Origin of the sequence: Chryseobacterium indologenes, assembly GCF_018362995.1 — a bacterium.
Taxonomy (GTDB): domain Bacteria; phylum Bacteroidota; class Bacteroidia; order Flavobacteriales; family Weeksellaceae; genus Chryseobacterium; species Chryseobacterium indologenes_G.
The window spans coordinates 684,822-709,697 of the sequence record NZ_CP074372.1; the positions used below are offsets into that span (position 1 = coordinate 684,822).

At 36.8% G+C, this 24,876-nt stretch carries 20 protein-coding genes and 1 tRNA gene; 4 read left to right on the forward strand and 17 right to left on the reverse strand.

Annotation, left to right across the window (positions count from 1 at the left end; translation table 11 throughout):
* Positions 1-96: 96 nt before the first annotated feature.
* The 5 genes from DYR29_RS02855 to DYR29_RS02875 form a co-directional block, all read right to left on the reverse strand.
* A complete protein-coding gene (locus DYR29_RS02855) occupies positions 97-792 on the reverse strand; it encodes an ABC transporter ATP-binding protein (protein ID WP_213279211.1) in 696 nt (231 codons plus the stop codon).
* Positions 786-2,132: a DUF3526 domain-containing protein gene (locus DYR29_RS02860; RefSeq protein WP_213279212.1), complete on the reverse strand. Its 1,347-nt coding sequence runs from the start codon at positions 2,130-2,132 to the stop codon at positions 786-788. Before DYR29_RS02860 ends, DYR29_RS02855 begins: the two co-directional genes overlap by 7 nt.
* Entirely contained in the window at positions 2,133-3,578 is a 1,446-nt protein-coding gene (locus DYR29_RS02865; RefSeq protein WP_213279213.1) for an ABC transporter permease, read from the reverse strand.
* A 3-nt stretch (positions 3,579-3,581) separates the two neighbouring features.
* Positions 3,582-5,891, reverse strand: coding sequence for a TonB-dependent siderophore receptor (locus DYR29_RS02870; RefSeq protein WP_213279214.1), 2,310 nt, complete (start codon positions 5,889-5,891; stop codon positions 3,582-3,584).
* Between the two features lie 131 nt (positions 5,892-6,022).
* On the reverse strand, positions 6,023-6,376 hold the full coding sequence (locus DYR29_RS02875; protein WP_213279215.1) for a hypothetical protein: 354 nt from the start codon (positions 6,374-6,376) through the stop codon (positions 6,023-6,025).
* 478 nt (positions 6,377-6,854) lie between these two features.
* On the opposite strand from DYR29_RS02875, the gene DYR29_RS02880 reads away from it, so the two are divergent.
* Positions 6,855-7,295: a lysozyme gene (locus tag DYR29_RS02880; protein ID WP_213279216.1), complete on the forward strand. Its 441-nt coding sequence runs from the start codon at positions 6,855-6,857 to the stop codon at positions 7,293-7,295.
* Between the two features lie 848 nt (positions 7,296-8,143).
* Here DYR29_RS02880 and DYR29_RS02885 read toward each other — a convergent pair.
* Both DYR29_RS02885 and DYR29_RS02890 read right to left on the reverse strand, forming a co-directional pair.
* Positions 8,144-8,215: transfer RNA gene (locus tag DYR29_RS02885), tRNA-Arg, on the reverse strand.
* A gap of 711 nt (positions 8,216-8,926) precedes the next feature.
* Positions 8,927-10,036 (reverse strand): epoxide hydrolase family protein, encoded by a 1,110-nt coding sequence (locus DYR29_RS02890; RefSeq protein WP_213279217.1) that lies wholly within the window; start codon positions 10,034-10,036, stop codon positions 8,927-8,929.
* A gap of 346 nt (positions 10,037-10,382) precedes the next feature.
* Here DYR29_RS02890 and DYR29_RS02895 point away from each other — a divergent pair, with 346 nt between their 5' ends.
* A complete protein-coding gene (locus tag DYR29_RS02895; protein WP_213279218.1) occupies positions 10,383-11,024 on the forward strand; it encodes an NAD(P)-dependent oxidoreductase in 642 nt (213 codons plus the stop codon).
* A 70-nt stretch (positions 11,025-11,094) separates the two neighbouring features.
* On the opposite strand, the gene DYR29_RS02900 is transcribed toward DYR29_RS02895, so the two are convergent.
* Both DYR29_RS02900 and uvrA read right to left on the reverse strand, forming a co-directional pair.
* A complete protein-coding gene (locus DYR29_RS02900; protein WP_213279219.1) occupies positions 11,095-11,862 on the reverse strand; it encodes a methyltransferase domain-containing protein in 768 nt (255 codons plus the stop codon).
* 128 nt (positions 11,863-11,990) lie between these two features.
* Positions 11,991-14,783, reverse strand: a complete 2,793-nt coding sequence (gene uvrA, locus DYR29_RS02905) for an excinuclease ABC subunit UvrA (RefSeq protein ID WP_142716718.1) — start codon at positions 14,781-14,783, stop codon at positions 11,991-11,993.
* Positions 14,784-15,425: 642 nt separating this feature from the next.
* Between uvrA and DYR29_RS02910 the strand changes: the two genes are divergently transcribed.
* A complete protein-coding gene (locus DYR29_RS02910; protein ID WP_213279220.1) occupies positions 15,426-17,237 on the forward strand; it encodes a TonB-dependent receptor plug domain-containing protein in 1,812 nt (603 codons plus the stop codon).
* Between the two features lie 71 nt (positions 17,238-17,308).
* Positions 17,309-18,025, forward strand: a complete 717-nt coding sequence (locus tag DYR29_RS02915) for a DUF2490 domain-containing protein (RefSeq protein WP_213279221.1) — start codon at positions 17,309-17,311, stop codon at positions 18,023-18,025.
* Here the strand turns inward: DYR29_RS02915 and DYR29_RS02920 are convergent.
* From DYR29_RS02920 to tnpA, 8 genes are all read right to left on the reverse strand, one after another.
* Complete coding sequence (locus tag DYR29_RS02920) at positions 18,022-19,422, reverse strand: hypothetical protein (RefSeq protein WP_213279222.1); 1,401 nt, start codon at positions 19,420-19,422, stop codon at positions 18,022-18,024. The two genes, DYR29_RS02915 and DYR29_RS02920, sit on opposite strands and share 4 nt — an antisense overlap.
* An 11-nt stretch (positions 19,423-19,433) precedes the next feature.
* A complete protein-coding gene (locus DYR29_RS02925; protein ID WP_047375800.1) occupies positions 19,434-19,880 on the reverse strand; it encodes a phosphohydrolase in 447 nt (148 codons plus the stop codon).
* An 80-nt stretch (positions 19,881-19,960) separates the two neighbouring features.
* The gene (locus tag DYR29_RS02930; RefSeq protein WP_047422779.1) at positions 19,961-20,296 is read right to left on the reverse strand and encodes a YegP family protein; all 336 of its coding nucleotides are present in this window, start codon (positions 20,294-20,296) and stop codon (positions 19,961-19,963) included.
* Between the two features lie 27 nt (positions 20,297-20,323).
* Complete coding sequence (locus DYR29_RS02935; RefSeq protein WP_213279223.1) at positions 20,324-20,593, reverse strand: hypothetical protein; 270 nt, start codon at positions 20,591-20,593, stop codon at positions 20,324-20,326.
* 180 nt (positions 20,594-20,773) lie between these two features.
* On the reverse strand, positions 20,774-22,549 hold the full coding sequence (locus DYR29_RS02940) for an acyl-CoA dehydrogenase family protein (protein ID WP_213279224.1): 1,776 nt from the start codon (positions 22,547-22,549) through the stop codon (positions 20,774-20,776).
* Between the two features lie 105 nt (positions 22,550-22,654).
* Positions 22,655-23,032, reverse strand: a complete 378-nt coding sequence (locus DYR29_RS02945; protein ID WP_213279225.1) for a four helix bundle protein — start codon at positions 23,030-23,032, stop codon at positions 22,655-22,657.
* A 69-nt stretch (positions 23,033-23,101) separates the two neighbouring features.
* Positions 23,102-24,280, reverse strand: a complete 1,179-nt coding sequence (locus DYR29_RS02950; RefSeq protein WP_047431107.1) for a thiolase family protein — start codon at positions 24,278-24,280, stop codon at positions 23,102-23,104.
* 107 nt (positions 24,281-24,387) lie between these two features.
* On the reverse strand, positions 24,388-24,852 hold the full coding sequence (gene tnpA / locus DYR29_RS02955) for an IS200/IS605 family transposase (protein ID WP_213279226.1): 465 nt from the start codon (positions 24,850-24,852) through the stop codon (positions 24,388-24,390).
* Positions 24,853-24,876 lie beyond the last annotated feature (24 nt).

The following is a 24,876-nucleotide window of genomic DNA, read 5'->3' on the forward strand; positions in this document are numbered from 1 at the left end:
AGTATCTTAGACAAAAATGCCCAGTGACCCAAAAGTCACTGAGCATCAACCAATTGATATTAATATGAAAAGTTACTTATTGAAGTAATCGGATCATCAAATTGTTTTCAGATACAGTTCCTGTAATTCCTGTGCGGTAAATGCTTTGGAAGGCAGGTTTTGTACAAGTTCTCCCTGCTTCATAATACCGATATTAGTGGCTACGCTTACCGCATTGAAAATATCATGAGTGGCCATTAGAACAGTTCTGCCTTCCTTACCCAGCTGGCGCACAATTTCTGTAAACTCTGCTGTAGCTATCGGATCCAGTCCGCTGGTAGGCTCATCCAAAAGCAGGACTTTTGCATCCTTGGCGAGGGCAATAGCAATTCCTACTTTTTGGCGCATTCCTTTGGAATATCCTCCAAGGGGTTTTTGATGTGCCGTTTCCTGCAATCCTGTTCGCTTTAATAATGCAGACAACTCATCTTTCTGATAATCAAATCCTGCGATCTTAGAGAAAAAATCCAGATTTTCTATTCCAGTGAGATTTGGATACAAAAGAACAGTTTCAGGGATATAAGCAAGGTGTTTTTTTATTTTTTGAGGATGATCCTTTACAGAAATCTCATTAATGAAAGCATCTCCGGAAGTGGCTTTAATGAGTCCCAGAAGAATATTGATCGTTGTACTTTTTCCAGCTCCGTTTTGACCTAAAAGAGCGAAAATTTCCCCTTTCTTTACTTCAAGATTAAGAGAATGAAGTGCTGTAAAATCGTTGTATTTTTTATGTAAGTTGATTGTTTTTAACATAGTTTTCTGTATTTGTTTTGTGAAAGGATTATGAATAGAGCAATGTAGATGAGGTAGGGCAACAATAGCTGAAACCACTTCAAATATTCGGACAAGCTGAATACCTCTATGGTTTGCTGTACCCAGTTGATAGATTCTGCATTTTTCCCCGAGAAAATAAGCGGGTAGAAGAACAACCGTTTTTTCTCATGGAATTTTTTGAGCGAAGAAGCATACTGCAGCTGATTATTCATATCAGTTTTCGCCAGATGACTCTCTGTGAGCTGAGTATGGAGATTCGGAAGAAGATAGCCTAAATAAATTGCCGCCTGATTTCGATTCTGCATTTTTTCGGTGTACAGTTCTGCAGATTTTGCAGACTCCAGATCTCCCATATGCTGCATGGCGTAGTACCAGGTCCAGGTAAAAGTATCATTTTCTTCTACCGTAAAATTTCTGTATTGAGGATATACTTTGTAAAACTTTTCCATAGTCGGGCGTTTGGCTTCATCCCATTTGTTGTGATAGCCTTCTCTCTGTTCCATAACCGCTTTAAGGGACTCATGAACAGGATAGATCTTTTGGATCAGAATATTGCTGCTCATGGGAATGATAAAATTGATGCTTACCCATACAATGAGAAGAATCAATGCATTCTGAGCTGATGATTTCCGGAAAGAAATAACCCATCTGCACAAAACAAACCAAAACAGGATATAAAGCCATCCACTGATGACAAACGCAATATAATAAAGGTCTGAAGGGATCTTTATCCATACCGAAGCAATAATCATTAATGCCAGATACACCGCCGTTACAGCACCCAGTCGTATGAGCATTTTATGATCCAAAAGCTTTTGCAAATTGCCACTTTGAACTGAAAGCAGCTTCCAGGTTCCTCTTTCTTCTTCTTCAGAAATCAGATTATAGCAGAAGGCGACAATCACCAATGGGAAAAGGAAAACAATCACAAAACTGAAATCAAAGTTTCCGACGGCAGCATTGGCAGGATTATAAAAATCAGAATTATAACGCTGTTCTTCAAGATTCCGGATGGTGACTCCCTGTATTGAAGGATTTAAGTCACGCATTCCGATATTCAGGGCAGCCAGTCTGGGAGTTTCATTCACCAGATTAAACTTAATATAATAAAGAACCAATCCCAGATCATCTTTATGAAACTTCGTGTTCCTTTCTATGCTTTCTTTCTGGAATGCTCCGCTTTTAGAAATGATATCTTCATTCCGGTCCAGAAATTTCTTCCCGGTATAAATAGCCATCATCCCGGCCATGAATAAAAATAGCAACGCAATGATATAGGCTTTGTTACGGTAAAATTGTATGTATAAATAACGATTCATCTAGATTAATTTTAGTTTTCTTCCACTTATTTCAATTGCGGCGATACCTATTGCTAACCAAAGAAGCAAAGCAACAGCAGGTATTGACTGCTCTTTCAAGCTGTCCAAAACGTTAGTATACCGATAATTAAAGTCCGGGAATTTCTTCCAGTTATCCTTATCAATCACAGCAGGCGGTCCTCCTTTTTCCGGTTTTATATTGCTGATATGCTTTATCTGCAGATCATTTAAATGCTGAGCCATCTGATAGCGGTACTCTTCAGCCTGCTTTTGAAACTGGATATAAGAGAAGAAATCAGTCCCTGTTGCAATCATAGAGAAGTTTTTAATAGCAATGGCAGGATTGATTAATCCAGAAATATCTGTGAGATTTTGTTGTTTGTGGTAAATATTTTGCAATTCTTTTTGATGCCTGATGTAAATCCGGGAACTTATCTTTTCCCCTTCCTTCATGACAAACCCGCCATAGTTGAAGGGAAGTTCATTGGTAGTACTTACTTTATAATGTTCAAGTAAAGAGTCTTTTATTTTCTTAAAATGAGGATCATCGGGATTGTGGCTGTCTCCCGATTTTAAAATATCCTTTTCCAGATTGGTCTCAAAAGCAATACGGGAAGGAGCCGGATGTAAATTTTGTGCTGCAAACTGAACTCCTTTCGGCAAAACAATAATGAAAAGAAGCCAGAATCCGATAAGACTGATCAGTGCTGAAGAGGTACTTTTACTATTCGCAGAAACGATAACCGTTAAAACGCTGATGAAAAAATAATAGATCATATAAGCGGGCAGCAGCAATGACAAACGAATCAAAATATCAGCAGAATCTGTAGTTTGTGACATCAATGCAGCCACGAAAACAACAGGAATTACCGGGATCAGAAAACATAAAGAAAACAGCCAGAGTCCCAGAACTTTTCCCCAGATAATATCTCTTCCCGAAGCCCCTTGTACACTGATGATTTTTAAGGTAGCGTTCTCACGTTCCTGTACTATTAATCCAAACCCTAAAAAAAGAATAATCAGAGGAACAATACTCTGCAGAATAAAAGCACTGCTGAAAGCCCCAAATCTTACCAAAGTCCCAGAACTTCCTGCTTCCGAAAGATTGGCTGTATTCTGTTTATGCGCTTCCAGGAAGATCACATTTCCAAGATAGTCATCTAATCCGTTGTCAAAAATATTCAGCGGATGCCCGATTCTGAAAACCAGATAGCCATAATGTGCCATACGGTGCGGATGCTTATCGGGTCTGTGTTCCCAGTGTTCCCGGACTTCTTCCCGGTATTCCTTTATTTTTGAAAAAGAATCAGTGTATTTTGTAAACCCAATGCCGATGCTCAGCATACAGAAGAGGAGTACAGTGATGGTGATGAGCAGGTTCTGTTTCCCTTTGAACAGGTCCTGCCAGGTCTTTCTCACAATCAGTTGTAAATTTGAAATAGCCATAATTTAAAATTTATAAGTAGCAGTTAGTAAATAGTTTCTTGGTGTACCCGGAAATAGTCTTAAGTAATTCTGAGCGCCGATCCAGTAGACCTTGTTGGTAATATTATTCAGATTAAAAGCCAGCTGAACAGATTTTGCCGGAGTATAATACAATGCAGCGTCTATCGTAGTATAGGCCGGAAGCTCAAAACTTCTTGTGAACCATGGCACTTTTGAACTTTGGTAAAGCATTCCCGCTCCAATTCCAAAGTCTTTTATAAGCTCTATCGTTGAAAAATTGTAGCGCGTCCAGATATTGAAAGAATTTTTAGAAGTATTTTCTTTCCTTTTCCCCACAAGATCAGGATTCGTATCATCCAGTATTTTAGCATCAATATAGCTGTAACCTCCGTAAATATGCCATTGGGGAAGAATATGCCCCGAAATTTCAGCTTCAAATCCACGACTCCGGTCGGCACCTCTCTGCACAAGTTCATCAGGTTCCGAAGGATTGTTGGCATTGATTAAAATATTTCTCTGATTGATCTCATACACGGCAAGATTCAATGAAATTTTTCCGAAAAGCTGTGCTTTCATTCCCAGTTCTTTAAGATCTGATGTCAAAGGTTTAAATCTGGCAGCAGATCCTGTAAGGCTGGAGGTATTGGGCATTAATGTCACCGTATTGGATTGTGGCTGGAATCCGGTAAGGTAAGTCCCATAAAAATTAATATTATCCGTAAAACTATAGGTGATCCCGAATCTGTACAGAAGTTTATTATTCCGGAATGAAGATTCATTGGATTCCTTGAAATTGGTAATGTCCTGAAACCATTCCTGGCGTATTCCGGATAAAATTTTAAACTTTTTCCACGTGAAAAAATGCTGAATATAAGCTGCATGTGTAGTGGTAAGAGCAGAAGGCAGAGGTGTTATGACATTCAAAGTATTAAAATCATTACCCTGGTAATTTTCTGCACCCGGATTCAGATCAAATGGAGTGACGTTGGGCTTAGGAATGAGTATTCCGTTATAATTGAAAGTCTGGTAATCATCCGCATTGGCAGGTTTATAAGAGGGAGCCACAGAACCGTTCTTTAAAAGAAAACCTCTTGCGGCATTTTGCTGTCCGCCTTTGCGTTTTTCCCAGATCTGACTGTCATAGCCTATCAAAGCCTGATGCTGAACAGCACCGGTTTTGAATTTAAAATTAAAATAAGCATTGATATTGTCTGTTGCCCAGTTTTGATTCCTTTGTACAAACTGCATCATTGCAAGACTGGAAACCGGTTTATTATCCATATCGGGGACAAAAGAATTGGTGGTTCTATGTTCCTGCAGGTTTTCTCTCCAGTATTGCTTCATGTAAGAAGCATTAAAGCTGATAGATTGATTAAAATGATGGGCAAAGCTCCCCATTAAAATTAATTCCCTGGTTTTAAAAAAATCATCGGGAGCTCCCAGATTCAAAGATCTTGGTGTACTGTACAAATCTGTTTTTCCCGCAACAGCACCGAAAATAGGCTGTCCTCTGTCCAGGTTTCCATAAAGATCATTGAAAATCATTTCTACATTCACCGATGTTTTTTCATTGGGAACAAAGGTGATGGAAGGAGAGATCAGGATTCCACTGTTTTTGACGTGATCCCTGAACGAATGAGCATTTTGGTAAGCACCGTTAAAGCGATACAGCAAGGTTTTGCTCTTATTTAAAGGGCCTGTAAGATCTGTGGTAACACGGTAAGTATCAAAACTTCCTCCCGATGAACTGATCTCGTGACGGGAAGTTGACAACGGTTTTTTCGTAACCATATTAATTGTACCTCCGGGATCTACACTAGACATGGTAATGCTTGCCGGACCTTTGAAAATTTCCACACGCTCGATATTGGAAGTCATAGGTTGTAGAAAATAATACTGTCTTGTGCGCATTCCATTGATAATCTGTCCTTCTTCATTTTGGCTGATGCCACGGATGTTGTATTGGTTGTAATAGCTGGAAGGAGAGACTCCGTTCACATTTTTCATAACCTCTCCAAGCTGAAAGGCCTGACGGTCTGTGATTAGCTCCTTGGTAACTGTATTAAGAGTTAAAGGAAGATCTTTGTTTTTCATAGCAATTTTGGTAGCAGCAAAAGAGTAGTCCGATGTATAATCTTTAGACTTTCTTCCGATGATCTCAACCGTTTGTACCACTGTAGATAAGGAGTCTTCAGAACGGGACTGAGCATACAGAAATGAAGATGCGGTGAGGAAACTTAAACTTAAAAGTTTCGCAGAATTTGGGGAAATACAATGAATTATTCCCGAATAATTAATATTACTGGTAATCATGAACAGGGATGTACGGGCAGTGAAAATGCCCATTAATAAAAGGATATCCTTAATGGTGTGAAAACACAGGTATCCACGGAATCACAGTACAGACTAAGAAATCTGTATACAAAAAATAAAGGCAGTATAGATTAAGCTGCCGCGAAAAATGAGGATGGGGGAGCTCTGGAGCTGAAGAAGTCGAGAAGGCAACGGTATGAAATGGCTTTTGGTTGAGGCATTTCGTTGTCATTCGTACTATTGATGGCAAAATCCATGTTCAAAGGTTCAGGAAGAAGAACATTGTTCATGTGCATATGAAGCGCACACTGACATTCGTCGTCCTGTGAAAAGGTAGGGATTTTCTCTTCTTTGGAACCTTTTTTATAGATCACTTTACTTTTGGCATGCTTAACGTGATCAAAACACGTTGTTATGCCGCTGACATTAGAAACAAATATCAGAAGTAAAGAGAAAACAAAAAAGACTCTGAGAAATTTTTGCATAATAGAAAAACAAAAATACAATTTAATTTGATAAAAATGAGATGATGAAGAAAAAGTAACAGATATTTTTCGAGCTGTGATTTCAAACCTAGCGATTATATCTTCCGTTGGGCTCATGAAATATTTTCCATAGTCGTATGATCCGGATCATATTTTCTGATATAAACACTTGTTATATTTGGCCTATTGAAATTTCATATTTCTGACAAATTACAGTATAACCTTCCGATGATTCGGGAGGTTTTTTTGTTTTTAAGTTACAGCCTCAATAAATCCAGAGATTGAGCAAATTCAGAAAACGTCCGCTAACAAGCCGAAGATAGACTACAAACGAAAAATACTGAGACCTTAGCGCATAAAAAGAAGATCAGTACTTAAAAGGAAAAGAATAATAACACCCGATAAAAACAGGGGTTTTTCCTCACAGTTTTGGGATTTACAATTTTAATTTTGCTGAACTATAAATAAAGCTAAATACATGAAAGCATCACAAAAAGGAATCAACCTGATTGTATCATTTGAAGGCTTCAGCGCTAAGCCTTATCTGGATTCTGCAGGAATTCCGACAATAGGGTATGGTAACACTTACTATCCGGGAGGAAAGAAAGTAACCATGGAAGATCCGGCAATCACAAAAGAACAAGGAGTAGAGCTAATCGCTGCAGTTCTGCCAACTTATGAAAAGATCGTGAACTCAAAAGTGAAAATAGCACTTAATCAGAATCAGTTTGATGCTTTGGTTTCTCATGCTTATAATACCGGAGGATCTGAGACTTTGTTTTCTTTAATTAATAAAAATGCAGAAGAGCAGGCAATCAGAAATTGGTTTACAAGACGATATATTACCGCCGGAGGGAAAGTTTTAAACGGGCTTATCCGAAGAAGAAAGGCGGAAGCTGATCTGTTTTTTTCTAAATAAAAAATACCTACTTTTAGATGGGGAGGTTTTAATAAACCTTAAGATGAGCTATTTGGATATTTAAAATAAAGACTATTTATATTCTTATTTGCGTTTAAAGCTTCATTTTGTTTATTAATTTTTTCATTTTTCATCTTGTTTGTAGTTTATTTATGAACTAATAAATATTCATGTGCTACTCTTTTTGAGAGGTTTTTTTGTTTGTAGGTCCTATGAATAAAGGATTTTTGATGAATCATTCATTATATCACTTATTAATGAAATAATTTATATATTTAAGTGTTCGATTTTTTCTTAAAAATTTCGGATGATATGTATTTAACCTCCTATTGAACTGGGAGGTTTTTTTATATTAATCGATAGCTCGAATTATCGTCTACTTAATTTATGTTGCCTCTGTACATTGGGAGGTTTTTTATTTGGCATTTAAAAACCATATTTTGATTTATGTCGTATATCAATACGCAACTCATTAGTTTGAGTTTTCATGGTTATTAGTTTTATCCCCGGTTTGCCGGGGATTTTTGCGTCAAAAGAAAATGTACCACAAAAAGAACGATTTCATTAAACAGTGAAGTTTATGGCATATGCATTGTTAATGATAAAAAAGAGTTTTTAAGAGAGACTTTATTTAACACCACATCATTATAACTTATATCATTTTGCACTTTTACCTCCCTATTGACACGGGAGGTTTTTTTATGACTCAGATCATAATTCAATTAATAGAGATTTATTAATTTTGAAATGTTAATAAAATTTTTTATTATAAGTTTGTATCCCCGGAGAAATCCAGGGATTTTTCTTTTTAAAAAGAATGTAGTACTGAAGATTTTAAGTATGAATTGTGACCTCACCAAGGATCGAACTTGGATCTAAAGTTTAGGAAACTTTTATTCTATCCATTGAACTATGAGGCCTGGTTTAAAAAGTGCTGTCTTTATTTTTTAACTGCATTGTTTGAAATTTTTTTAACGCAAAGACAAAATTCAATCCATTATTAATAAGGGAGCTAAGAAAGCGACAATGTCGCAGATGAAGCTAAGCGTTTGCTTATAAAGAATCAACGAAGTTGATTACATCTCTGCTCCCTTTAGAATATACATTTTATATTATTAAACCTTTGCGTGAAAATGTAAGCAATACAAAATACTTTTTTCAGATTTTGACTGAATCAAATAATCTTCCGAAAGTGTTATTTAAAAGGGTATATGGATAAAAGAATCTGCCCTTTAGGAGCAGATCCAGTAGATAAATACATCTCATTTTTTTAATTAGACAACAATAAAAAGCACAGCCGACAATGCTGTGCTTAAATTTTTATTTCAAATTTAATTGCAATTTCAATAGTAGTAAGAAAAGCAAATAAAGTTTCCACTTCGATGTTTATTACATAGTAAATGTAGTAATAATTTTAATACGAAATATAAATTTAATGTTAAAATTCACAAGTTATCCACAATTTGTTGTGGATAACTTGTGAGGTTCTTTGAAATTAGCCCTCAGAAAGGTTAAAGTATCCAGTTTTTACTTCATAATCATGACTTTCAGTGTGTTTATTTTGTACAACACAGCTGGTTATAAAAAGAGGAATAGAAAAGGAGGGCAAAGAAGTACTTCATGGATGGTTTTTATTTGACAGAATAAAAGAATGATCTTAGTTCATCTGCAAATATATAAGGTAATTCCAGGGCGGCAAAATGACCACCTTCATTCATCTTTTTAAAGCTGGTTACATTCACGAAACGTTCTGCCCATTCTTTTGGAAACTGAGCCTCACGGGGAAATACGAGTACGCCGGCCGGAACATTGCTCTTTTGATGAACATGCATTCCGCTCCATAAGGCTGCTGCATCTTCTTTGTACATTTTCGCAGAAGATCCTATCGTTTGAGTTACCCAGTAAATCATAATATTGGTAAGCATCTCATCCCTTCCTCCAAACGCAGTCTCTATTAATTCAGGTGGTGCTCCGGCGTTTATGAAGCTGATAATCCAGCCTGCAAGCCCTACAGGAGAATCGTTCAGTCCATAAGCAAGGGACTGAGGTTTGGTAGACTGTACCATTGCATAAGCTCCTTCGCTATACCACCAGTGCTGGACAAACTGAGCGAACTGTTTTTCATCTTCACTCATTGTTGCCGGATCTTCCTGTCCGGTTGGATATCCAACGTCTGTAAGATGAACCGCTTCCATGACATCAGGATATTTTGAAATCAACGCTTTTACGACTCCCATGCCTATATCACCTCCGGCAGCACAGAATTTTTCATACCCAAGCACTTCAGTCATCAGCTTTTTCCAAAGATCAGCAACTCTTGCACTGCTGACCACAGTTTTATCGGAAAAGCCAAACCCGGGAATAGAAGGGATAATCAGATCAAAACTCTGTTCGCTTTCGGTGAGCAAAGGAATAATTTTATGAAAACGGTAATAGCTGTCCGGCCAGCCATGGGTAAGGATCAAAGGTTTGGGATTGGAACCTTTTCCTCTGATGTATTGAAAATGAATCAGAATTCCGTCTATGCGGGTTGTATACTGTGGATGTTGATTTAACTGCTGCTCATGCATTTTCCAGTTGTAATCATTTAGCCAGTAGGTAGTAAGCTCTTTCAGATAAGTTTCGTTGGTGCCGTAGTTCCAGCCAGAGCCTTCGGGTTCTTCGGGCCATCGGGTGTTTTGGATACGGTTTTTCAGGTCGGTTATTACCGATTCGGGAATGTTAACAGTAAATGGTTCCATATTAATAGATTAAATTGGTGTAAAGTGACTGTTTTGAAAGTTGCTGATAATAAGATTGTTATCAAAGTTATAAACTTTCTCTTTTAATAAGTGTTGTCAAAATCATAAATTTTTTGATTTTTTAATGATGAAAAAAATGTAACTTTATTTCATTAAAATCTCGTAATACATATTACTGATTCAGGAATCATTCTGAAACCTGAAAATCTTAGGTTCAATTTTCTGAACCCAATACATTTATTATATCATATCTAAAAAGCAAAGGCAATACGTCATTTGTAGTGTCAACAGTCATTAGCGGCTAATCTGCTGTTGATTATTGATGTTTAATATTAAAAAAATCATTATGAATACCTATAAAATTGCCGTTATCGGCGGAACAGGAAAATCTGGTCAATATCTGGTTCAAAACCTTTTGGAAAAAGGATATTCCCTTAAACTTTTAGTAAGACATCCTGAAAATTTTACCATTCAAAATTCCTTAATTGAGGCGGTAAAAGGAGATGTAAGAGATGAAGCAGCTGCCCGTTCATTAATTGAAGGGACTGATATTGTAATGAGCACTTTGGGGCAACCCAAAGGGGAGAAATCTATTTTCAGTGATGCTGCGAAAAATATTATCGGAGTGATGAATCATCATGGGATCAGTCGTTATGTTGTAACTACGGGTTTGAGTGTGAATACAGCATCTGATCAAAAAAATGAAAGGGTAAAAATGGCAACCGACTGGATGTACCAGAATTATCCTGAAACAACAGCAGATAAGCAAAAAGAGTATGAACTTCTCATGGAAAGCAGTCTGGACTGGACGGTGGTAAGATTGCCACTCATTCATCTTACTGATGAAAGTTTTAAAAACGAAACAAGTCTTACAGATTGTAAAGGAGAAAGCATCAGTGCCACAGACCTGGCTGAGTTTTTGGCTTCTCAGATTGAAAATTCTGAGTATATCAGAAAAAGTCCGTTTTTGTATAATCTGAAAGAATAAAAAATCCGGATATATCAATGTAATAAAGAATCAGCTACAGTATTGTGGCTGATTCTGTTTTAAATATCTTCTATTTTTTACGGCCATACATCAGTATCCGCTTAAAGGCATAGATGGCCGGATATTTTGTAAATCTTTGTGCGATACGTGATTTAAATTCGGTAATGAAACTTTCTTTTTGATTTCCTTCCAGGCGCTCCAGATAAGGTAATAAGGCTGTTCCTGAAATGAATTCATATAAAGCTTCATGATCATCTGCAATAATGGGATAAACCTTCTGGAAAATTTCTATATCCTGAATTCCGTTATCAAAAAGAATCTGAGCATAATCATCCATCGAAAGCACCGGTGAATCACGGTTGAAATGATTTAACTGTGATGCATAAGGTTCTTCATCTGCCATTTCCGTAAGAATCTGATTGAGGATATTTTCTTTCTGAACAGGCATCTGAATAGCGAGCTGCCCTTCGGATGATAGCAATCCGATGATCTTAGGAAATAAAGTTTCATGATCGTCCGCCCATTGCAGCGCAGCATTACTGAAAACAAGATCCCACTTTTGATCAGACTGTGCTGTTTCTTCGATGCTCTGAAGCTTAAAGTGTAAATTGTCATTTTCAAACTTTTTTGATTTTTCGAGCATTTCTGCTGATGAATCAATTCCTAAAAATGTAGAACCTGTCAGTTTTTTGGCTAAAATGGAGGTTTGTTCTCCGGTACCACAGCCTAAGTCAATGGCTTTTATATTGTTTTCAGGCTTGATTAATGCTGCTAAATCGTAAAAAGGTTTATAGCGTACATCTTTGTACTGATCGTATAATTCGGGATTCCAGGGCATAAAAATAATTTTGAAATGATATATAAAGATAAAGAATCTATCTTAAAAATAAGAGTCAAAATACTGCCAGTTAGTATTATAAATTGGCATAAAAAAGCGACTGTTTTTACAACAGTCGCTCTTAAAATTTATTGTTCAAGTTTTTCCTTGATATATTTTGCGGTGTAAGACTTTTTATTTTTTGTCAGATCTTCAGGAGTTCCTGCAAACACAACTTCACCACCGTGTTTTCCTGCTTCCGGACCAATATCAATGATATAATCGGCACATTTGATGATATCCGGCTGGTGTTCAATAACAATTACGGAATGTCCAAGGTCAATCAATGCCTGCAGTGATTTCAACAGCTTCTGAATATCATGGAAGTGCAGTCCTGTAGAAGGTTCATCAAAGATAAACAAGGTTTTGTCCGTTGTTACCCCTTTTACAAGGAATGAAGCCAGTTTTACACGTTGTGCCTCACCACCGGAAAGGGTAGAAGAGCTCTGCCCTAGCTGCAGATACCCTAATCCTACTTCCTGAAGAGGTCTCAGTTTCGTTACGATTTTCTCTTCATTATTATCTTTAAAGAATTCCAGCGCTTCATTTACGGTCATGTGAAGAATATCCGAGATATTTTTCTCATCAAATTTCACTTCAAGGATCTCGTTTTTGAATCGTGTTCCTTTACAAACCTCGCATTCAAGCTCGATATCTGCCATGAACTGCATAGAAACGTTGATAACGCCTTCTCCTTTACATTCATCACATCTTCCGCCATCTACGTTGAAGGAGAAATGTTTAGGTTTATAGCCCATCATTTTTGCTACTTTCTGCTTGGCAAAAAGATCACGGATATCGTCATAAGCCTTCAAATAGGTTACCGGATTTGAACGGGATGATTTTCCGATCGGATTCTGATCAATCAATTCAATGTTTTTGATCAGTTTTTTAGGGAATTCTACAGAATCATAGTCTCCTTTTTTACCACCCATTCCAAGCTGGATCTGAATATCATTCGTAAGGATTTCCTTCATCAATGTAGATTTTCCGCTTCCTGAAACTCCGGAAATAACAACCAGACTTTCCAGTGGAACATCTACATCTATATTTTTAAGGTTGTTCTGGCGGGCTCCTTTAATATGGATCCATTCTTTTCCTTTTCTTCGTTTCTTTGGAACTTCAATTTCCAGTCTTCCCGTAAGGTATTCTGAAGTAAGGGTATTGGCTTTTTTCAGATCTTTATAATCTCCTGCAAATACCAGTTCACCGCCAAGGTAACCCGCTTCCGGACCAATGTCAATAATATAATCCGCGGCCCTCATTACATCTTCATCGTGTTCTACCACAATTACGGTATTTCCAAGGTCACGCAGATTTTTCAATACTTCAATCAGGTTTTCCGTGTCTTTAGAGTGAAGACCGATAGAAGGTTCATCCAGAATATAAATTGAACCTACCAAAGAACTCCCTAAGCTTGTTGCTAAGTTGATTCTCTGACTTTCTCCTCCTGAAAGTGTATTGGAAGTTCTGTTTAATGTTAAATAGCCTAATCCTACCTTTAATAAAAACTCCAGACGGGTTGTGATTTCATAGATCAGTCTTTTAGCCACTTCTTTGTCATGATCTGAAAGCTTTAGTCCATTGATCACCGGAGCCAGCTCATCCAAAGGAAGTTCTATCATCGACTGGATATTATGTCCGTCTACTTTTACCCAGCTTGTTTCTTCACGCAGTCTCAATCCTTCACACGTAGGACAAAGGGTTTTTCCTCTGTAGCGTGAAAGCATTACTCTGTACTGGATTTTATATAAGTTTTCTTCAAGCATCTTGAAGAAATTATTGATGGATGGGAAACTGCTTTTTCCGTCACCTTTCCAAAGGAAATTTTTCTGCTCTTTTGTTAATTGGTGATACGGTTTGTGAATAGGGAAGTCACCTGCTTTTTTGATGAAGTCTTTTTTCCATTCACTCATGGTTTCACCTCTCCAGCTGACAACGGCATCTTCGTAGATGGATAATGTTTTATTGGGAACTACAAGATCTTCGTCTATTCCGATTACTTTTCCGTATCCTTCACATGCAGGACATGCTCCGTATGGATTATTAAAGCTGAAAAAATGAACATTCGGTTCAAGAAATTCAATTCCGTCCAGTTCAAACTTATTGGAGAATTCCTTTACTTTTTCAGTATCTGTATTTTTTAATGAACAGTAGCCGCGTCCTTCATAAAATGCCATCTGAATAGAATCCGCAAGTCTCTGTAAAAAACTTTCGTCTTCTTCATAAGAGAAGCGGTCAATAACAAGATTGATCGTCATTCCTTTTTCCGGAGCAAATCCAAAGCTTTCCAGATCCTCGATTCCTGCCAGGTTTCCGTTGATTTCAAGTCTTGTGAAACCTGCCAGTTTTAAGACATTCAGCGTTTCTTTAAAATTGTCAGCATCATATTCCAAAGGAGCAGTCAATAAAAAAGAAGTATCTTTTTTGGACGCTTTGATAAAATCTACCACATCAGAAACCGAATCTTTTTTCACTTCTTCACCCGAAACAGGAGAAAAAGTTTTTCCGATTCTGGCAAAAAGAAGTTTCATATAATCGTAGATCTCCGTAGAGGTTCCTACCGTAGAACGCGGATTGGAAGAAATTACTTTCTGCTGAATCGCAATAGACGGCGCAAGTCCTTTAATATCATCTACTTTTGGCTTTTCTAATTTCCCCAAAAACTGACGCGCATAAGAACTTAAACTTTCAACATATCTTCTCTGTCCTTCAGCATAAATAGTATCAAAAGCCAGAGATGACTTACCGCTTCCTGAAACTCCTGTAATAACAATCAGTTTATTCTTCGGGATCAGGACATCTATATGTTTCAGATTGTTAAGATGTGCATTCTTAACGAAAATCTGTTTTTTTATGTCTATTTCTGTTGTATTAGCCATATTTTGTTTATTCATAAAAGTGACTGTACAGCATAAGGCTGCCAGTATAATGGTGTTTTGCCACAGAATATTCCAAGGCTGTCATCAATTGAATTTTTCCTCTATTCTTGAATCTGTCTGATCTTTTTAGCCCCATTTTTTAAAAGAATGCATTAAAAAAATACAGTTGAAACAGAATAGTTTCATCATAAAATTAAGACCCACAAAATTACGAATTTTTAGTGAAAATTTTATGCATATATTATTGTTAAAAATTATTATTATAAATGGTAAATCAGGGAAATAAAATTGGAAAATAATCATCGTAAAATGATAAAATAAAGCTGGTTTTGTGATTTATTCTTGTTTTATCGTTTATTTCACTGTACTTTATATAGTTTTATAAATTATGTTAATTTTTTTTATGAAACTATTGTTTTGTATTTTAAAATTATTTAAAATTGTACCCTTAAATATGTAATAAGAAATGAGAAAATTATTCAGAGATCTGGTTACACATTTAATGAAGAAAAGATAGAATTACTCCCTCACACAGATGCAGCATTACGCTGCATCTTTTTTTATGACAACTATCATTTGCCTGTCTTGGTGAACTCCCTTACTTTTGGAATCTGTTATAAAAGAAAAACTACGGAAACGATTATGATCAAAAAGATAGGAAGTGCTTTTTTTCTGGGATCTTTACTTTGGGTAAATGCACAGGAGAAGACAACAGATATTGAAAGCATTGAATTTCAGGGAAAATTTATATCTACACCTTATAAAAGTGCCAATCAGAATATCAGCGTTATCAGCAGAGAAGATATTGTAAATTCTCCGGCTAAAAGTATAGACGAAATTCTTCAGCAGGTACCCGGAATGGATATCAGAAGGAGAGGAGCCAATGGGGTGCAGAGTGATATCGGTTTCCGGGGAAGTTCTTTTGAGCAGGTTCTTCTGCTTCTGAACGGAATCAGGATGAATGACTCCCAGACCGGACACAACAATATGAATATTCCGGTTGATCTGGATGAGGTAGAAAAGATTGAAATCATAAAAGGGCCTGCTGCCAGACGTTTTGGGCAGAATGCTTATGCCGGCGTTATCAATATTATTACTAAAACTATTCCTGGAAAAAAAGTGAAGATCAGTGCAGAAGGGGGAGATTTCGGTACGTATGGTCTTGGCTTCAATGCGCAGATAGGAAATGAAAAGTTTACCAATTCCCTTCAGGCCAATTCTGCTTCTTCAGAAGGGTATATGTTTAATACTGATTATGAGATCAGAAATGTATTTTATCAGGGAAAACTGAATATCAAAAACGGAGATGTAAGAGTACAGGCTGGTTTTTCGGAAAAGAAATTCGGAGCCAATGGTTTTTATGCTTCAAAAGATGCTACAAAACAATATGAGGAAACACAGGCTTCTATTGTAAGTGTAGCCCATCAACAGACTTTTGGGAAACTGAAACTGAATTCAAATGTATACTGGAGAAGAGGGCAGGATATGTACCTTTATAACAGATGGGATCCTGATTTTTACAGAAATATGCACATTGGAAATAACGTAGGTGGTGAAGTAAATTCCAGCTACCAATGGGGGTTGGGTACAACCGGAATTGGAGTAGAGCTTAGAAAAGAATTTTTGGTGAGCAGTAATCTGGGTGACAGAAACCGTTTTGTATCTCAGGTTTTCTTTGAACATCATTTTTCATTACTGGATAAAAAGTTGAACATCAGTCCGGGAATTTCATGGGCCAGCTATTCTAAAGAAGGAAATTTCTTTTACCCTGGTTTGGATGTCGGCTATAACTTTAATCCCAATAGTAAAATCTATGGAAATATTGCAAAAGTACACCGTATACCAACCTTTACCGAACTTTATTATGTCAGCAGAACGGAACAGGGAAATCCCGATTTACAGCCTGAAAATGCGCTTTCATCCGAGGTAGGATATCAATATCAGAATAACAGAATTTTAGCTAAAATAAGCGGGTTTTTAAGGAACTCCAGCAATTCTATTGACTGGGTTAAAAATGACCTTAAAGACAAAGTCTGGTTTGCAGAAAATGTAGGAGATATCAAAACCAAAGGAATAGAAGCAGAGTGGAGCCATAGGCCCGTAGACTGGCTGAAATATACGATTGGCTATACTTATATCGACAGCAAATATGAAGAGAAAACCGGATTGGTTTCGAGATATATTCTGGATAACCTGAGACATCAGTTTATTTCCAAATTAGAGGTTAAATTCCTGAAAAACTTTACCAATGAGCTTGTTTACCGTTATAATGAAAGAGTGAATCTGGGAACTTATAATCTTGTTGATGAAAAGCTGAGTTTTGCTAAAAAAGACTACTCAGTGTATGTTTTGATTAACAATATTACCAATACAAACTACACGGAAGCATTTGGAGTGGCAATGCCGCAAAGGTGGTTCCACATTGGGTTTTCTTATACAATTAATATTAAGTAGGTGTTAATTTAATATTAATGAAAGTTAATATTAACAAATTGTTAAAAAATATACATTTGCAAAAATTTTTTATGAAACGTCTTATAGGCTTAGGTTTACTACTTGGTATTTCTTTTTTTAAAGCACAGGAACATATTTCCAGCTTCAATGCAGTGACTCTGACCTATAAGTTTCATCCGAAATTTTTCCTTTATGCAGAAGGGCAGATGCGTGGTAATGAAGATTATACCTACCCTGATTATTATGAGATAAAAGGGGGAATAGGGTATAATCTCACCAAAGACCACAAGCCTTTCATAGGATTGGGAAGATATGTCAACTATAAAGACCACAGTTTAAGCAGAGAGGAGTTCAGGGTATGGCTTCAGGATGTAATTGATATTAAAAAAGGCATCGTCAAGTTTGAAAACCGTTTTCGTGTTGAAAAAAGCTGGTTCTATGAGCCTAAAACAGACCTTACTTCCCAGAGAATGCGTTACAGATACCGTCTGAACGTAAGTGTCCCTTTAAATGCCAAAACCATCAAGAAAGGAACTGTTTTCGCCAATGCTTATGACGAAGTTTTCTTTGTCTCACCGATGAAGCCTACTTTCGCCAGAAACAGGGTCTATGGCGGTTTCGGCTATCAGATTGATGATTATTTTGGAATCGTGAGCGGATATCTTTGGCAGCGTGAATTTGAAGCAAAAGGGAATAAAAATTTACATTTTATTTATCTTGCCTTAAACATCAACATTGATGGAACGAACCATCACACGAAGACCTACGATTTCCCGGGTGCAGATTAATTCTTATTTAAACCTGACTGAAAATTTAATAAATCCAGCTTAGAATTAAGGTAGTGGTCGCTGAGTAATGCCCGGTATTTTTCAATCAGCAAAGATACAGCACTTACTTCATGCTCAAGATATTTGTCTTTGTTGAAGTAAATGTATTCGGAATCTACAAATTCCTGTAAAAGGGTTTTATCTTCATCACTTAAGGCTTCCTTATAAGCTGAGTTTTCAAGAAGTTCCCTGGTCTTTTGTTTAAAAGGCTCTTCTGCTTTTAACAGCTTGGCTCTATGTTTACGGATTTCTTCAAAGGGTAAAGTGACCGCCATAAACTGCAGGTATACCGTAAATTCATTAAGACTTTTCTGATAATCGTCAAATTCTCTGTCAATAACTGCCAGTTTCTTATACTTGGCAAGCAGGTCTTTTTTCAGGTCCTCATCAGAAATATGGTAATAATGCTGAAAGATAGCTTTGTCATTTTCAAGAAGTTCTTCCTGTACCTTTTTCAGCTCATTTTCAAGACCGGGAATAAGATTTCTGGCATCTTTTGCTTTGTATAGACTGCCATCAAATCTGAAGGTTTTTATTTCCTTTGGATAGGAAGCCAGATATTGCAGAGTCTGAATATCACTCTCTATTCCGGATTTTTCGTAGACTAAAGATACTTTTTTGTCACTGAAAAGCTCAGAAGCATTACGAGGTGAGGAGTCTGAAATTACAGCTTCAATATTTTCTACAATAGGATTATGTCTTTCGTAATATCCGTTAAAATCTGAACTGAAAGTTTTATAGGTGTTATCGTCCAGATAGAGTTGTATAAAGCTTTCATCATCTATCACTTCTCCTACATTTTTTACACTGCGTAAAGTAAGGAATTTCGACGTCATGGTTTCGCAGATCGTATCAAAACCGCTGATGATTTCTTTCGCATACCTATGATCTGCAGCTGTATTTCGGGTTTCGTTTGTTTTAATCCTTTCAATTCTTTTTAGGATATCCGGATGTGAAGTCCATTGATCTTCAATTTCTATTCTGGATTTATTATATCGCGTAAGATCTTCGGTATCTATTTTAGGAAGCCCGTTTACGTAGGGATGATTGTTTCTTTCGCATAAGATTTTCATTAAAGAAATCTGGTTCTTATAAAGATCTTTTGGAAGGTATTTAAATTTAACAAGAAATATAAATACAAAAACTCCAACACTTAGCAATCCTGCTGCACCAAAAACTGTAAAGTAATTGAGAGAAATACTTAACAGCTTTATTGCCCCGTATCCTAATAAGAATATCATCAGAAGTGAGGCGAGTATAAGTATCAGATAGGTCAGGAAAAAAACTGAAACAGATACAATAGCAGAGACCAGCTTGGATTGATAAGCTGATGAAATTTTAGGCAGGTTATTAGTCATGTGTTTTTTTATTAATATTTCTCTATCAGATAACGATACGCTTTCAGATATTTGTTGAATCTTTTAATATCCTTAGGAGTAAGTTCTCTGTTGACTCTTCTAAGATCCATGTTGTCACGAAGGTCATTCAGCTTTACTGCAACAGAGAGCAGAGATCTTTCTGTTCTTTTAATGAAATCATCGTAATCTTCTTCAGGATCAAACTTGGTAAGACAGCTGATAGCGAAAATAATATATTCAGGAAACCCTTCAGACCTTAAATAATCCAGACTGAACTCTTCCGGATGATCTTCCACTACATCATGCAGTACACCTACAATTTTTTCGTCCAGTGTTTTACCATAATTCATCACACGCATTACGTGGGCTATGTATGGGGCATGGTATTTATCTGTTTGTCCTTTATGGGCTTTGTCGGCAATTTTGATTGCTCTATTCAGTAATTCTTCTTTTGTCATTTCTAATGAAAAATAGAGTACAAAAATAAAAAATGCCTTAAAAAAATAAGACATTTTTATTAAGATTATTTCAATTCATTTTAAAGATCCGCTTCATCCTCTACGTGAGCGTGTGGAGCATTGTTTTTTACAGATTCTATTCCGTTTTCCATGCCGTTGTCAGATTCATACATCTGGCTGGTTCCTATGATTTGTCCGTTGCCTGCTTTTAGATTGAAATAACATCTGCCGTCTTTGGCTGTATTTCTTTCAAATTTTGAATCTTCCTGTGAATAGGTCTTTACAGATCCGATCCCGTTTTCGCAAGATGGCTTTGTGCTGTAACCCTGGCTGGTTAAAATAACCTGTCCGTTTCCTGCTTTGAGGTTAAACTGAAAGTCTCCGTTTGTTCTCTTAGAGATAATAAATTTTCCCATGTTTATCGTTTTTAAATTTGTGTTGTGTTATTTAGAGGGTGTGAGTTTCTTTGGACTTGTCTGGAACTTGTCAGGCGTAATAGCGTTTAAAATTTTGTATTGCGAATAGTCCCTTGCGGGTTCTTTCAAAGCCAGATATATCATCGTATCATTAGGTTTCTTAATCAGAATTTTATAAAGTCCTGTCGGGGACTGATCTGATTTCAAGGCAAAGTATCCGGGGAATTTTCCTTTGCTGACTGTTTTTACGGTATCTGTTTTGGGAATTGGAAGTAAGTTTTCCTTTTTTTGTGCCATCAGAGCAGCAGATAAAAAGGAGTAGGGGAAATAATGTCTTCATATTATGTTTTCGTGTTTTTATGGTTTTTAGTTATACTAAAATTAGCAAAAATTATTGATATTTAAAGCTATATCAATTTAAATATATAAAAAACGCCCCAAAATGAGGCGTTTGAATCAAATTTATGTTATTAAAGACTAATAAGCCCCTTTCTCGATATAGTGAGCTGCCACTTTTTCAGTTAACGCTACTACATTCGGGTGGTTGGTATATTTCGTGAATCTTCTTAATCCGGAAAGCATCATTCTCTGCTCATCTCCTTCAGCGAAAGAAACGATTCCTTCTTTAGCCGCAGTGATGATTTTCTCAACAGCTTTGTAAAGATTTAACTGAGCCATAGCTGCTTCTACAGAATCAGGAGAGAAATGTTTCTCTGCTCTTAATACTGCAGATTCTGCCATATAGATCTGGTTAAGGATTTCAGAAGCATTTAATAATAAGTGCTGCTGTTTTTCAATATCCATCATGAATTTCTGAAGTGCAGCTCCGGAAACCATTAAGAATACTTTCTTAAGATTTGCGATAATTGATTTTTCTTCGCTCATGAATTCTGAGTAATCAGGAACTTCAAATGAAGGAATACCCATCAATTCTTTGCTGATTGCCATTGCAGGAGATAAAAGATCCAATTCACCTTTCATTGCTCTCTTAATAAGCATTCCTACCGCTAATAATCTGTTGATTTCGTTGGTCCCTTCATAGATTCTTGAAATTCTTGAATCTCTCCATGCTGCTTCCATAGGAGTATCTTCAGAGAATCCCATACCTCCGTATACCTGGATTCCTTCGTCTGCAGTGTGCTGAGCAAGGTCAGAAACGAATACTTTAAGGATTGAACATTCTACCGCGAATTCTTCAACACCTTTCAATTCTGCTTCCTGGTGGCTTAATCCACCTGCTACCAACTCGTCTATTTTATCCTGAACGTTTTTAGCCGCTCTGTAAGAACCAGCCTCACTTACGAAAACTCCGGTTGCCATTTCTGCCAGTTTCTTTCTGATCGCTCCGAAAGTAGCAATAGAAACACCAAACTGCTTTCTTTCGTTAGAGTACTGGATAGAGTGGTTTAAGATTCTTCTTTGTGCATCAAGACAAGCAGCAGCTAATTTGATACGGCCAACATTCAATGCATTTAAAGCAATCTTGAAACCGTTGTTTCTTTCCCCTAAAAGATTTTCCACAGGGATTTTCATATCATTGAAGAAAACCTGACGGGTAGAAGAAGCACGGATACCTAATTTGTGCTCTTCCTCTCCGAAAGTTAAACTCTCAGGATTTTCAAGCTCAGATCTGTTGATTACGAATCCTGTGATATTTTTATCATCATCAATTTTCGCGAATAATGTAAATGTATCTGCAAATCCTGCATTAGAGATCCACATTTTCTGTCCGTTGATGATATAATGTTTCCCGTCTTCGGAAAGTTTTGCTCTTGTTTTTCCTGAGTTGGCATCAGATCCTGCATCCGGCTCTGTAAGACAGTAAGCACCAAACTTTGTTCCTGTTGCTAAATCCGGAAGGTATTTTTTCTTCTGCTCCTCAGTTCCGTAAAGAACGATAGGAAGAGTCCCGATTCCCGTATGTGCTCCATAAGCTGTTGCTAATGAACCCGTAGTTCCGGAAATATAATCGCACGCAAGCATTGTAGTCACAAAGCCCATTCCAAGACCTCCGTACTCTTCAGGAACAGCGATTCCCAACAATCCCATGTCACCCAATTTACGCATCGTCTCTTCAGTGAATGCATAATCTTTCTTTTCGAAACGCTCTCTCTGTGGAACTACCTCTCTGTCTATGAATTCTTTCGCTGAATCACGAAGCATTTTTTGCTCTTCGTTCAGTTCTTCAATACTGAAAATTTCGTTTGCAGGAATTTGTTTAATCAGGAATTCCCCGCCTTTTAATGTAGCCATATGTTATTTTGTTATTTTAATTTTTTGAGACTAATTTGATAATAGACGGATAGATGATAGACTTTCGTCGTCTATTTTCTTTCGGTCTATTATCTTTTAGTCTTTTTAGTCTTTGTAGTCTTTGTTTAAAGTATTCTGAAATACCATTGTTGCTTTTTGAAATTCCTCAATCTTATTTTCAAAGGTTTCGGTTTTTTCATCGGATAAATATTTCCTGTGATTTGCCAATAATATTTGTGTTTGCAATTCAAATGAAGAACCCAAAGAAATATCTAAGAAATGACTAAAAGACTTATTCGTTCTGCTTGAACCTTCAGCTATATTTGATGGAATTGAGATTGCAGACCTGTCCATTTGACTTTTCAAACCGTATTTTTCATAAATTGGAAAAGTATCTGTAAGATCTAAAGTCAATCTTGACAACTCCATGCTCATTTGCCAAATTTTAAGCTTCTTAAAATTGTGTCTTTTAAAATCATTCATGCATTTCTGGTGTCTTTACTTCTATTATCTATCCGTCTATTATCTATTTGTCTATTCTCTATTTGTCTATTAAAGTAGTTCAAAAATAGAAGCCGCTCCCTGTCCTGTTCCTACACACATAGAAACCATTCCGTATTTGTTGCCACGTTTTCTCATTTCGTCAAGAAGCTGAACCGTAAGTTTTGTTCCTGTACATCCAAGTGGGTGACCAAGAGCGATAGCTCCTCCGTTTACGTTTAAAATATCAGGATTTAAACCTAATTCTTTCTTGATCGCAACTGATTGCGATGCAAAAGCTTCATTAAGCTCAATCAGGTCAATGTCTTTTAATTCCAGACCTGCCTGTTTCAAAGCTTTTGGAATAGCATAGATAGGTCCCATACCCATGATTCTTGGCTCCAATCCGGCAGCTGCATAAGCTACTAATCTTGCTTCAGGCTCCAATCCTAATTCTTTGACCATTTCTTCACTCATTACCATTACGAAAGCTGCTCCGTCGCTCATTTGAGAAGAGTTTCCGGCTGTTACGCTTCCTCCGTTGGCAAATACAGGTCTTAATTTTGCTAAACCAGCTAATGAAGTATCAGCTCTTGGCCCTTCATCTACTGAAAAATCAAACTTTTTTGTCTGTAGTTTCTGATTTTCATCCAGAAAGTTATATTCTACAGGAATCGGAACAATCTGGTTGGCAAATTTTCCTTCCTGATTTGCTTTTAAAGCCTTCATATGAGATTCAAAAGCAAACTGATCCTGTTCTTCTCTTGTAATATTATATTGTTTAGCTACTTCTTCCGCTGTGTAACCCATTCCCCAGTAATAATCAGGGTTTGTTTTTGCAATATCAGTCTCGGGAACCGGCTTATAACCTCCCATTGGAATATATGACATCGATTCTGTACCACCCGCGATGATACAATCTGCCATACCAGCCTGAATTTTTGCAGAAGCAATCGCAATCGCCTCACTTCCTGAAGCACAGTATCTGTTTACGGTAACTCCCGGAACTTTATCAGTATTTAATCCCATCAGAGAGATCAGACGTGCAACGTTCAAGCCTTGTTCAGCTTCCGGCATTGCATTTCCTACGATAAGGTCATCAATTCTGTTTTTATCTAATTGGGGTAGCTCAGCCATTAATTTTTCAATAACGGTAGCCGCCATGACATCAGGTCTTGTAAATCTTAAACTTCCTTTTGGAGCTTTTCCAACGGCAGTTCTGAAACCTTTTACTATGTATGCTGTTTTCATTTGTTTTGTTTAATTAAATTGTTTTAAGAATTTTTTGCCTCGTAGAGGTAAACTGTTCCTAGCTATTTGTTGATGCTTTTTTTGCGGAGCTCCGTAGGAGCGACCTGTTAATCACTAATCCATTCAAATAAATATTTTGGATCATATTCTATTTCAAATTTTGACATAAAATCCAGATATTCTTCTCTAAAAGTTTTCTTTTTATGATGTTCTTCCTGATTTAAAATATATTTTACAACAGAATCAACACTGCTTTTAGAATAAGAAAAAGCTCCGTACCCTTCCTGCCAATTGAATTTTTCATTGATCCATCCTTTTTCATTGATGAATTTTGAAGAACCAGCTTTAATATCTCTTACTAAATCTGAAACCGATAGTGCCGGATTCATACTTACGAGAATATGGACATGGTCTGGCATTGCAAAAACTGCGAATAATTTTTGGTTTCTATTGGAAACAATACCTGTAATAAACTGATGTAATTCTTCTCTGTTTTCTTTTGAAATCAGATTTTGTCTTCCTTTTACAGCGAAAACAATTTGAATGTAAATCTGAGTGTAGGTATTTGCCATACATTAACAGGCCGCCTCTACGAG

What these genes read in the sequence shown, in the direction of transcription:
- DYR29_RS02855 (WP_213279211.1), bottom strand. Translation starts at nt 792, where the DNA reads ATGTTAAAAACAATCAACTTACATAAAAAATACAACGATTTTACAGCA.
- DYR29_RS02860 (WP_213279212.1), bottom strand. Translation starts at nt 2,132, where the DNA reads ATGAATCGTTATTTATACATACAATTTTACCGTAACAAAGCCTATATC.
- DYR29_RS02865 (WP_213279213.1), bottom strand. Translation starts at nt 3,578, where the DNA reads ATGGCTATTTCAAATTTACAACTGATTGTGAGAAAGACCTGGCAGGAC.
- DYR29_RS02870 (WP_213279214.1), bottom strand. Translation starts at nt 5,891, where the DNA reads ATGATTACCAGTAATATTAATTATTCGGGAATAATTCATTGTATTTCC.
- DYR29_RS02875 (WP_213279215.1), bottom strand. Translation starts at nt 6,376, where the DNA reads ATGCAAAAATTTCTCAGAGTCTTTTTTGTTTTCTCTTTACTTCTGATA.
- DYR29_RS02880 (WP_213279216.1), top strand. Translation starts at nt 6,855, where the DNA reads ATGAAAGCATCACAAAAAGGAATCAACCTGATTGTATCATTTGAAGGC.
- DYR29_RS02890 (WP_213279217.1), bottom strand. Translation starts at nt 10,036, where the DNA reads ATGGAACCATTTACTGTTAACATTCCCGAATCGGTAATAACCGACCTG.
- DYR29_RS02895 (WP_213279218.1), top strand. Translation starts at nt 10,383, where the DNA reads ATGAATACCTATAAAATTGCCGTTATCGGCGGAACAGGAAAATCTGGT.
- DYR29_RS02900 (WP_213279219.1), bottom strand. Translation starts at nt 11,862, where the DNA reads ATGCCCTGGAATCCCGAATTATACGATCAGTACAAAGATGTACGCTAT.
- uvrA (WP_142716718.1), bottom strand. Translation starts at nt 14,783, where the DNA reads ATGGCTAATACAACAGAAATAGACATAAAAAAACAGATTTTCGTTAAG.
- DYR29_RS02910 (WP_213279220.1), top strand. Translation starts at nt 15,426, where the DNA reads ATGATCAAAAAGATAGGAAGTGCTTTTTTTCTGGGATCTTTACTTTGG.
- DYR29_RS02915 (WP_213279221.1), top strand. Translation starts at nt 17,309, where the DNA reads ATGAAACGTCTTATAGGCTTAGGTTTACTACTTGGTATTTCTTTTTTT.
- DYR29_RS02920 (WP_213279222.1), bottom strand. Translation starts at nt 19,422, where the DNA reads ATGACTAATAACCTGCCTAAAATTTCATCAGCTTATCAATCCAAGCTG.
- DYR29_RS02925 (WP_047375800.1), bottom strand. Translation starts at nt 19,880, where the DNA reads ATGACAAAAGAAGAATTACTGAATAGAGCAATCAAAATTGCCGACAAA.
- DYR29_RS02930 (WP_047422779.1), bottom strand. Translation starts at nt 20,296, where the DNA reads ATGGGAAAATTTATTATCTCTAAGAGAACAAACGGAGACTTTCAGTTT.
- DYR29_RS02935 (WP_213279223.1), bottom strand. Translation starts at nt 20,593, where the DNA reads ATGGCACAAAAAAAGGAAAACTTACTTCCAATTCCCAAAACAGATACC.
- DYR29_RS02940 (WP_213279224.1), bottom strand. Translation starts at nt 22,549, where the DNA reads ATGGCTACATTAAAAGGCGGGGAATTCCTGATTAAACAAATTCCTGCA.
- DYR29_RS02945 (WP_213279225.1), bottom strand. Translation starts at nt 23,032, where the DNA reads ATGAATGATTTTAAAAGACACAATTTTAAGAAGCTTAAAATTTGGCAA.
- DYR29_RS02950 (WP_047431107.1), bottom strand. Translation starts at nt 24,280, where the DNA reads ATGAAAACAGCATACATAGTAAAAGGTTTCAGAACTGCCGTTGGAAAA.
- tnpA (WP_213279226.1), bottom strand. Translation starts at nt 24,852, where the DNA reads ATGGCAAATACCTACACTCAGATTTACATTCAAATTGTTTTCGCTGTA.